At 74.0% G+C, this 9,968-nt stretch carries 7 protein-coding genes; 2 read left to right on the forward strand and 5 right to left on the reverse strand.

What is annotated here, in order from left to right:
• Positions 1 to 46: 46 nt before the first annotated feature.
• The 5 genes from ABZU53_RS29825 to ABZU53_RS29845 are packed head-to-tail and all read right to left on the reverse strand — an operon-like array spanning position 47 to position 7,332.
• Positions 47 to 2,914, reverse strand: a complete 2,868-nt coding sequence (locus tag ABZU53_RS29825) for a DUF5682 family protein (protein WP_355068886.1) — start codon at positions 2,912 to 2,914, stop codon at positions 47 to 49.
• Complete coding sequence (locus tag ABZU53_RS29830; RefSeq protein ID WP_234582269.1) at positions 2,911 to 4,023, reverse strand: AAA family ATPase; 1,113 nt, start codon at positions 4,021 to 4,023, stop codon at positions 2,911 to 2,913. The genes ABZU53_RS29825 and ABZU53_RS29830 overlap by 4 nt, the downstream gene beginning before the upstream one ends.
• A gap of 14 nt (positions 4,024 to 4,037) precedes the next feature.
• The gene (locus ABZU53_RS29835; RefSeq protein ID WP_355068887.1) at positions 4,038 to 5,477 is read right to left on the reverse strand and encodes a VWA domain-containing protein; all 1,440 of its coding nucleotides are present in this window, start codon (positions 5,475 to 5,477) and stop codon (positions 4,038 to 4,040) included.
• Complete coding sequence (locus ABZU53_RS29840; protein WP_355068889.1) at positions 5,474 to 6,865, reverse strand: hypothetical protein; 1,392 nt, start codon at positions 6,863 to 6,865, stop codon at positions 5,474 to 5,476. Before ABZU53_RS29840 ends, ABZU53_RS29835 begins: the two co-directional genes overlap by 4 nt.
• Positions 6,865 to 7,332, reverse strand: a complete 468-nt coding sequence (locus ABZU53_RS29845; RefSeq protein WP_354855119.1) for a hypothetical protein — start codon at positions 7,330 to 7,332, stop codon at positions 6,865 to 6,867. The genes ABZU53_RS29840 and ABZU53_RS29845 overlap by 1 nt, the downstream gene beginning before the upstream one ends.
• Before the next feature lie 333 nt (positions 7,333 to 7,665).
• Between ABZU53_RS29845 and ABZU53_RS29850 the strand changes: the two genes are divergently transcribed.
• Both ABZU53_RS29850 and ABZU53_RS29855 read left to right on the forward strand, forming a co-directional pair.
• Positions 7,666 to 8,775 carry a lectin gene (locus ABZU53_RS29850; RefSeq protein WP_355068891.1) on the forward strand — a complete coding sequence of 370 codons (1,110 nt, stop codon included), beginning with the start codon at positions 7,666 to 7,668 and terminating at the stop codon, positions 8,773 to 8,775.
• A 173-nt stretch (positions 8,776 to 8,948) separates the two neighbouring features.
• Positions 8,949 to 9,968, forward strand: a 1,020-nt coding sequence (locus tag ABZU53_RS29855) for a hypothetical protein (protein WP_355068893.1), incomplete at its 3' end; no start/stop codon positions are given.

The following is a 9,968-nucleotide window of genomic DNA, read 5'->3' on the forward strand; positions in this document are numbered from 1 at the left end:
GGTGTCGACGTGCCGCCGGGCCGCTGCCTACCCGCCGTGGTCGCGCTCACGCCTGGGCCAGCACTCGCGCGGCCACGGCCTCGACCGTGTCGGGATGCTTCGCCACCAGCGCGGCCACGCCGCCCGGGTCGGCGGGAGCGTCGGTGACCGGCAGCCACCCGCCGTCGTGTCCGAGCAGAGAGGCGATCGCGTCGACCGCCTCCGGATGCGCGGCGACCAGGACGCCCACCCGACCCCGTGGCGCGACGACGGCGCGCATGTCGCCCACCTCCTGCGCACCCACTCCCGGCGGCGGCGGGGACGCGACCCACGGCGGCACCCAGGAATCCAGCTCCGGCAGCGCCTCCGGGAAGGTGCGCCCCGCCTCGCGGATCAGCAGCGGGACCAGCTCCGGCCCCTGGTCCCGCAGTGTCGTGATCAGGGTCGGCAGCCACGGCAGCAGCACCGGGTCGGGTAGCCGGGCGAAGGCGGTGGACATCGTCTCGACGACGAACGGCGCCAGCGCGGGCACCGGCTCCAGCGCGTGCACGAACCCGGCCAGATACTGCGGGAAGGCCGGCACCACCAGCGGGTTGGCCAGCAGCTCGGCACACCGGGCCCGCAGTTCGGCCAGCGGCAGCAGGCCGAGCTGGTGTCGGGCCGCCCAGAGCAGGGCGACCTTCGCCGGCGCCGTCGGGTGCGACTGCCCGACGGCCAGCTCCAACTGAGACCGGTCGCAGCCCAGCGACAGCGCCAGGCCCTCCATGGAGAACAGGAAGCCGAGCATCGCGCCGACCTGCCGGACCCCGGTCTCCTCGGCGGCGATGGCGGTCGGCAGCAGGGTGCAGTAGTGCGCGTACCCGGTGGTCACGAACGCCGCGCACCAGGGCGGAAGGGTCGGCGCGGTGGCCCGGTAGTGGGCCAGCAGGCGCCGGATGCGGCGCAGCACGTCCGGGGCGTCGTCGACGGTGCGCTCGGCGGCGAGCAGGTCCACCGCACGCGCCCCCAACTCGTCGACCAGACGAGGGCTGTCGAGCAGCCGGATGGCGTCCTCGACGGCGGCCAGCGCACCCGCGGCGGTGGCGTCGGGGCCGCGTACCGCCCGCCGCAGTCGCTGCTCCAGGACCTGCTCGACGGTCACGCCCTCGTAGCCCAGCTCGATCAGCGCCCGCTGGTGGCGGCCGAGCGCCAGGTCCCAGCTCTCCTGGACCGAACGGTGCCCGAGCCGACGCTCGCCCATGATCGGGCGGACCGCGGCCGGTGGCAGCAGGTGCCGCAGGATCCACAGCAGGTCCGAGCAGCGGCCCAGCTCCGGCTGGGCGGCCAGATCGAGCAGCGCCCGCTGCACTGTCCGCTTCTCCAGGGCCAGGCCGAGGGGCTGGAGACGATCGAGCACGTCGCGGGCCAGCGGCGGGAGGGCGTCGTAGCCGACCTGACCGATCCGGTCGCCGCCCAGCAGGATCTCGCAGAGCCGCCGGACGTCGCGCCGGCCGGGCACCACGTCCTTCTCGATGCAGGTGACCGCCGCGTCGGCGAAGTCGTACGGGGTGGGCCGGGCCCGGTTGCGCAGGCCGGCCAGCAGTACCGAGGTCTCGAAGACGGCGATCGCGTCGGCGGTGCTGGCCAGGTACCCGTTGCGCCGGGCCAGCCGGACGATGTCCACGCACCAGCCGCGCAGCTCCGCCTCGTCCAGGCCGTCCAGGTCAGGCGCCGCGGCGAGGAAACCGGTGAGCCGGTCGCTGACCGGCCCGGCGGGGGAGGGCGCCGTCGGGGTCCGGCCCCGCCGCCCCCGGCTGGTTCCGGTGCGCTGGCCGTCCAGCCGGTACGGGGACAGCCCGTGCCGGCCCACCGCCTTCGTCCAGGTCGCCGCCGCGATCGACACCGAGCCCGGCGCCAGCCCGAACTGGGCCTCGATCGCCGAATGGCTGGACGGGATCAGGCCGTACCGCCAGCGGGTGTCGGTGCGCGGGGTGATCTCGAAGTCGTCCGCGGTGGAGCCCAGCCCGAACTGCTCGACCCGGCTGGCGGCGTGGAACGCGCCGCAGACGTAGAGGCAGTCGGCCGGATCGACGCCGGAGGTGGCGAGGTGCTGACGCATCCGCGTCCACATGTACCGCTCGCGATCCTCGTCGCGGTCCAGCCGATCCTCCCCGGCCGGGCGCAGCCGCCGGAACAGGCTGCCGATCAGCACCATCACCTGCCGGTAGGTGTCGTGGTCGGCGTCGGCCAGCGGGCGTTCCACGTACTGGTCCCACCACTCCGACCAGTGCCGCACCTTGCCGTGGTGCAGCAGGTACGCCTCCAGCTCCGCGAACCGGGGCCGCAGGTCGCCGATCTCCACCCCGACGGCGTCGCCGTGCAGCCCGGACTCCTCTCCGGTGGCGGCCGGCCCGGCCGCGCCGCCCCCGTCGGTCGCCCCGGCCGCGCCGCTCCCGCCGGTCGGCTGATCGCGCGGCGACCACTGAAAGACGTGGTCGGTGGAGCGGTCCACCAGCACCAGCTCCACGCCGGGGGTCTCCAGCACGTACGCGATGGCCTGGTACTCCGCCGACGCCTCGGTGACCGGCGCGACGACGCTGAGCGGCCCCCAGTCGGCGGGAAAGCCGGACAGCTCCGACGCGAACGCCTGCACCGCGACGGGCAGACGGCAGTTGCGCAGCTCCCCGAGCAGCGGTTGGAGATCTTCGCACAGCTCCAGGTAGATGACCCGGGGCTGCTTGGCCCGCAGCCGGCGCACCATGGCCAGCGCGGAGGCCGGTGAGTGGTGGCAGACCGGGAAGATCTCCAGTCGCTCGCCGAGCGCCCGGTCGACGTCGTCGACCATGCCGGCGAGGATCGCGCCGAGCGCGTCGGCGGAGCCCGCGAACGCGGCCGCCGCGTCGCTGAGCTGCTCGCGGAGCGCGCCGAACGGGCCGGCGACGGTGGACGCGGTCACGACAGGGACGCGATCGCCTGACGACCGCCGTCGAGGAAGCCCGCCCACCCGTCGTCGTCCTTGCGGGCCCGGGGCTCCACCACCCCGTGCAGGTACTTGTTGAGGATCGCCAGGTCCTCCGGGCTGCGCCGGGCCAGCGACCCGACCAGCGAGCCGGCGAGCGTCGCCGCGCGCAGCGTACGGTCGCCGAAGAACTGGCTGTGCAGGATGGCGTCCTCCAGCACACCGATCTGCTCGGCGGTGGACAGCGCCGACTCCAACTTCTCGTCGTCGCTGGTCGCGGCGGCGGCGCCGGCGCGCAGGTCGGCGAAGCTCTGCAACAGGATGTCCAGGAGGGTCGGCGGGACGTCCAACTCGATGCGGTGCCGGCGCAGCAGCTCCTCGGTGCGGAACCGGACGATCTCCGCCTCGCTGCGCTTGTTGGTCACCACCGGAATCCGCACGAAGTTGAACCGCCGCTTGAGCGCCGAGGAGAGGTCGTTGACGCCCCGGTCCCGGCTGTTGGCGGTCGCGATGATCGAGAAACCGGGTTGGGCGAAGACGATGTTGTCCTGGTCCAGCTCGGGGATGGCGACGTACTTCTCGGACAGGATCGAGATCAGGGCGTCCTGCACGTCGCTGGTGGAGCGGGTCAGCTCCTCGAAACGCCCGACCACGCCACGCTCCATCGCCGTCATGATCGGTGAGGGGATCATCGACTCGCGGGACTGGCCCTTGGCGATCACCATGGAGACGTTCCACGAGTACTTGATGTGGTCCTCCGTCGTGCCCGCGGTGCCCTGCACGACCAGGGTCGAGTTGCGGCAGATCGCGGCGGCCAGCAGCTCGGCCAGCCAGCTCTTGCCGGTGCCGGGATCGCCGATCAGCAGCAGACCCCGGTCCGAGGCGAGGGTGACGATGGCCCGTTCGACGAAACTGCGGTCGCCGAACCACTTCTGCGGGATCTCCCGGGACAGGCCGTCGGCCCGCTCCGAGCCGAGGACGAACAGCCGGACCATGCGCGGGCTCAGGCGCCACGAGAACGGCTTCGGGCCGGTGTCGACCGACTCCAGGAAATCCAGCTCGTCGGCGTACGTGACCTCGGCGGGGGCGCGCAGCATCTCGGACATGAGGGGTTGCTCTCCTAGGTGAGGAAGTTCTTCAGCTCGACGACGAGCTTGCGGATGTGACCGGAGATGACCGGGGTGCCCTGGTCCTTGAAGCGCTGCCGGAACCAGGGGTTGACGCTCTGCTGCCCGGAGCTGCTGACCGAGCCGACCGGAATGACCTTGACGCCGGAACGGTGTACGGCCTGGAGCCCGTCGAAGACCGCCTGGTGGTTGGCCTCGTAGAAGTCGGAGATCCACACCAGCACCGTGTTCTTCGGCTCGGCGATCTTGGGCCGGGCCAGCGTCAGCGCCGCCGTGCCGTCGGTGCCGCCGCCCAACTGGGTACGCAGCAGCACCTCGAACGGGTCGTGCACCCACGGGGTGAGGTCCAGTGCCCGGGTGTCGTACGCGACGAGGTGCACGTCGACCCTCGGCAGCCCGGCGAAGATCGAGGCGAGGATCGTGCAGTTGACCATCGCGTCGACCATCGAGCCGGACTGGTCGACGACGACGATGAGCCGGGACGGCGTGGTACGCCGCGCGGTGTGCCGGTAGTAGAGCCGGTCGACGTAGAGCCGCTCGTCGTCCGGGCTCCAGTTGGTCAGGTTCTGCCAGATCGTGCGGTCGAGGTCCAGGTTGCGGAACACCCGCTTGGGCGGCACCGACCGGTCCAGGGCGCCGACACTGGTCTGTTGCACCTGCGTCCGGAGCACCTCGGCGACCTCGTCGACGAAGCGCCGGATCAGTGCCTTCGCGTTGGCCAGCGCCACCCCGGACAGGTTGGCCTTGTCGCGCAGCAACTGCTCGATCAGCGACATGCTCGGGGTCAGCTGGCTGGCCAGCGCGGGGTCGGCGAGCACCTCCCGCAGGTGCATCCGCCGGACCAGGTCACCCTCCAGGCCGGCGAGGGTGCCGCCCAGCCCGCCGCCCTGACGGCGCAGCTCGCCGGGCTCGCAGCCGAGGGCCTGCTCGAACCAGCCGGCGTCGGACTGCCAGCGGGCCAGTTGGGTGGCGCTGACCGGACCGGAGCCGGTGGCGAACACGTTCAGCAGCACCTTCGACACCAGCGCCGCCCGGCGCACCTCGGCCGCACCCGGCCGGTAGGCCGAGCCGTCGCCCTCCGACCCGACCGGCCCGGTGCCCTCCGGCGCTGCGGCGTCCGGGTCGGCGGCGTGCGGCTCGGCGGTGTCTGGCTCGGCGGCGTGCGGCTGGTCGTCGTGCGGCTGGGCTTCGGCGGAGGTGAGCAGGCCGCGCAGCTCTGCCGCGAGTGCCGGGAAGCGCTGCACGATGGTGTCCACCGAGACCGACGGGTCCAGCAGGGCGGCGGGCAGCCCGAGGTCGTCGACCACGGCCACGCTCGCCGACTCCAGGCCGGGCTGCTCGTCGCGGTCGAAGAGGCGGGACAGCAGCCGCCAGTAGAGGACCTGACGGCGGTTGGCGTCGGCGAACCCGCCGGTGGGGATCGGCGCGGTCATCGGCGCAGCAACCGTCCCGCGCGCTCGCGCAGCACGGCCACGGCGTCGCCCGCCCGGGCCTCCTCCTTGGCGACCTTCGGATCGGTGACGCCGCACGCCCAGTCGCCGTTGTGTGCCTGCACCGTCCGCCGCTTCACAGTCGCCCGGACCGCCAACGGCTGGAGCAGCCAGCGGCCGTCGTCCCAGCGTAGGAGGCCCAGGCAGGCCGACGCGGCGGCGACCAGGTCGCCGGTCAGCGGGCCGGCGGCCGGCAGCCGGTCGACGGCCAGCACGACCCGTTCGCCGTCCACCTCGATGCCGAGCGTGCCGTCCTCGTCGCGGATCGCGGCGCCCTCGACGAGCACCGGCTCGGCGATGCCCGTCGGGTGCCGGTCGAGGGGGTCGGTCGCGGCCGTGCTCGCGGCCGGCAACAGCACCCGGGCGGTGGCGAACGGGTCGGCGGGCTCGTCGAGCTGGACCCGGTCATCGACCCAGCCCAGGTCGCCACCGCGCAGCGGCAGATCGGTCACGACCAGCGCCCGCCGCTCGGCCAGCGCGGTGAGCAGCAGCGGGTGTGCCGACAGCAGCCGCCAGATCGCCGGCCCGACGATCGTGTCGACCTTCGCGGCGGCGACCGCCGTGCGGACCAGCAGCGCCGGCCCGCCGTCCGCCGGCTCAAGGACGGCGTGCAGCTGGACCTGCACGGCGGTGTCGTGACTGTGCACGTCCACACCGAGCGGCAACAGCCGCCCGGAGACCGCCGGCGCCTCACCGGTCGGCGGTGCGCCCTCGGTGAGCAGGACGCCACGGGCCCACAGGTCGGCCCAGCGGCGGGCCGGCACCTGCGCCATGGTGGCGACCGGAACGCAGGCCCGCAGCTCCGCGGCGAGCCCGTCGAGCAGCACCGCGATCCGGCGCAGCTCCGGCACGGCCAGGCTGGCCTCGACCACCCCGGCGGCGGCGGAGAGCAGCTCGTGGTCGACGCCACGCCAGCCGGTGACCGCCACCTCGTGCCACCAGGCCCGCGCTCCGGCGAGCGCGGGCGGCGCCTCGCAGGGCCCGGTGGTCGGCGTCGTCCACGGCGACCGGGTGCGGCCCAACGCCTCGTCGAGCTGCCCGAGCAGGGCGTCGTGTGCCGCGCCGAGCAGCGCCGAGCGCGCCCCGGCGAGCGCGGCGAGGTGCTCCGGGGTAACCGATCCGGCGGTGACCGCGTCGACCGCGGCGGTCACCGGGCCACCCAGTGGGGTGCCGGCCAGCGCGTCGGCGAGCGCGGCGAGCGCCGCGGCGCCCCGTTCGCCGATCCGACCGAAGCCGTCGGCGAGGGCGTCGTCGAAGCCGGCGACCACGTCGAGCGCGTCGCTCAACCCGGCCGGGACCGCATGCAGGCGCGCGACCTGGGCGCCGCGCATCAGCGGCCGGACCCGGTGGCCGGGAACCAGTGCAGCTCGGGCAGCGCGACAGTGCTGACGGGCAGCTCCAGGTAGGAGAGGTGGCGCAGGAAGCGACTGAACACCACCGCCGCCGAGGCGGGCTCGGGCTGGCCGTCGAGCCGGGACAGCAGCTCGCTGCCGTCGGCCAGCCCGTCGCCGACGTCGACCCGCAGGTAGCGGGCCACCCGGTCGACGCCGTACTGGAGGACGGCCTCGTCGGCGAGCGCGTGCAGGTGCTTGCACGGGATGCCGCGCAGGCCGCCGCAGGGCCGGTTGTTGTTGGTGCTGCACTGGTAGGCGTGGGTGCCGGCGGCGACCGACGAGACGTAGACCCGCTCGACGTCCGACCCGCTGGAGACCACGCCCTGCAACCGGCCGTCAGCCAGCTCGACGAAGGGCACCTTGGCCAGCTTGCGGGGGCGGGCGGGCGGCACCACCGCCACCACGCTGCGCCGCCGCCAGTCGGCTCCGTCGGCGTTCGTCACGTCACGGCCTCCCACTTCGAGAAGAATCCAGGGTGGTGCGCACGCCGGCCGGTGCCGGTGCCGCTACGACGACACGATCATGGACTACGGGTACGACAGATCCGGTGGCGGCGCCGGTCCCCGCGAACCGTTCGGCGCAGCCAGCGCGGCGTTCGGCTCGCGGCCGTGCCGGGCCGGGTCCGGCCCACCCGTCTGATAGCCGAGCATCGATGGATCCGTTCGGATGTGGTAGCCGTTTTCGGCGGGCGGCGTGCCACGACGGTCCCGAACGACCCGCGAGGAGAGGGATCAACCATGCGATGGAACGCACGACGGGCCGCCGCCGGGGCCTTCGGGCTCGCCCTGGGTGCCGTACTGGCGTTGGCCCAGGTCGCACCCGCCCAGGCCGAGTCGAACGGCGGGGTACGCGTGATGCCGCTCGGCGACTCGATCACCGACGGGTTCAACGTGCCCGGTGGGTACCGGATCAACCTGTGGCAGCGGCTGGCCGGCGGCGGTTACACCGTCGACTTCGTCGGCTCGCAGTTCAACGGGCCGGCCAGCCTCGGTGACCACGACCACGAGGGCCACTCGGGCTGGCGCATCGACCAGCTCGACGCCAACATCGTCGGCTGGCTGCAGGCCACCGCCCCGCAGACGGTCCTGCTGCACATCGGCACCAACGACGTGAACCAGAACTACAACCTGGCCAACGCGCCAGCCCGGCTCTCCGCGCTGATCGACAAGATCAGGGCGACGGCGCCGGAGGTCGAGCTCTTCGTCGCCACCATCATCCCGGAGTCCGACCCGAATCTTCAGGCCCGGGTGCAGACGTACAACGCGGCGATCCCCGGGATCGTGGCGCAGAAGGGCAGCCGGGTGCACCTGGTCGACATGCACGCGGCCCTGAGCACCGCCGATCTCGCCGACGGGGTCCACCCCAACGCCGGCGGGTACGACAAGATGGCCGCCCGGTGGTACGACGCGCTGCGATCGGTGCCGGGCAGCCTCGTCCCGCCGAGCGGACCGCCGGTCGGCACCCCGGTCGGTCTGCTCAACCCGAACTCGGGGCGCTGCCTGGACGTCTCCGGCGCCAGCACCACCGCCGGCGCCCCGGTCATCATCTGGGACTGCCACGGCGCCGCCAACCAGCGCTGGACCCGCACCGCCGCCGGGGAGCTGCGGGTCTACGGCGACCGCTGCCTGGACGTGCAGGGCGGCGCGAGCGCCGACGGCACCAGGGTGCAGATCTGGACCTGCAACGGCGGTGCCGCCCAGCGGTTCACCTTCCGCTCCGACGGGGCGATCGTGCTGACCAGCGTCGGCAAGTGCGTCGATGTGGCATCGGCCGGCACCGCCAACGGGACCGCCGTCCAGCTCTGGACCTGCAACGGCAGCGGCGCGCAGCGCTGGTCCACGAGGTAGCGGGTCCGACGCCGGTCCACCTCGTGTCCCGGTGGACCGGCGTCCGCCCCCTGCGAGCCCCCCGGTTGGCGGCGCGGATGTCGTCGGGTCCGCGCGGATGGTCGCCGCCGCTGGTCACGATCGGCCAGGATGGGCGGGACGGCCGGACAACGGCCGCGGCGAGGAGGCGGGCGATGCGGGTACGCGGCTGGGTGACCAGGGGGCGGCACGTCCGCGCGGCGGCGACGCTGGCGGCTCTCGTCACCGGCGCGGTGCCGCTGGCCGCGGTGCAGTCGCCGGGCCCGGCGGCCGCCGGCGCGGCGTCGGCGGGGGCGCCCGTGTGCCAGGTCCGCGACGACCGGCTTACCGAGATTTCCGGGATGGTCGCCACCGACGACGGGTACGTGGTGGTCAACGACGGCGCCGACGACGAGGCCCGCCTCCGGATCTTCTTCCTGGACCGGCGCTGCGCGGTGGCGCGGACGGTCAGCTACCCCTCCCGGCCCCGCGACACCGAGGACCTGGCCCTCGGCCGGGACGGCACCATCTGGGTCGCCGACACCGGTGACAACGACCGCAACCGCGAGACCATCGCGCTGTGGCGGCTCGCGCCGGGGGTGGACCGGCCGGTGCTGTACCGGATGAGGTACCCGGACAATCCGCACGACGCCGAGGCGCTGCTGCTCGACGCGGCCGGCCAGCCGTTGATCATCACGAAGGGCGGCAGCGGCACCGTCGTGGTGTACTCGCCGGCCACCGCGCTGAAGCCGGGGGTCACCACACCGCTGGCCTCGGTCGGCCGGGTGGTCCTTCCGTCCAGCACCACCAGCAACCCGTTCTCGTTCCTCGGGCGGGGCGTCGTCACCGGGGCGGCGAACGCGCCGGACGGCCGCCGGGTGGTGCTGCGGAGCTACGCCGACGCGTTCGAGTACGACGTGGTCGGCGGTGACGTGGTCGGCGCGCTGACCGGTGGCACCCCACGGGTCACGCCGCTGCCCGACGAGCCGCAGGGCGAGTCGATCACCTACAGCCGCGACGGCCGGTCCCTGCTCACCGTCTCCGAGTCCGCCGACCAACCGGCCGGCAGCCGCCCGACGATCCTGCGGTATCCGGCCGCGACGGCGACGGCCGCCGCCCCGCACCCGGCGGAGTCCACCACGGCGGCCCCGCCGTCGCCCCCGCCGGCCGCCTGTGCCGCCGGGCGGGCCGGCGGG

It is taken from the genome of Micromonospora sp. NPDC005194 (genome assembly GCF_040608335.1).
GTDB lineage: Bacteria > Actinomycetota > Actinomycetes > Mycobacteriales > Micromonosporaceae > Micromonospora.

Excerpts from the sequence above, each read along its gene's own strand:
- ABZU53_RS29830 (WP_234582269.1), bottom strand. The coding sequence starts at position 4,023 with ATGTCCGAGATGCTGCGCGCCCCCGCCGAGGTCACGTACGCCGACGAG.
- ABZU53_RS29835 (WP_355068887.1), bottom strand. The coding sequence starts at position 5,477 with ATGACCGCGCCGATCCCCACCGGCGGGTTCGCCGACGCCAACCGCCGT.
- ABZU53_RS29840 (WP_355068889.1), bottom strand. The coding sequence starts at position 6,865 with ATGCGCGGCGCCCAGGTCGCGCGCCTGCATGCGGTCCCGGCCGGGTTG.
- ABZU53_RS29850 (WP_355068891.1), top strand. The coding sequence starts at position 7,666 with ATGCGATGGAACGCACGACGGGCCGCCGCCGGGGCCTTCGGGCTCGCC.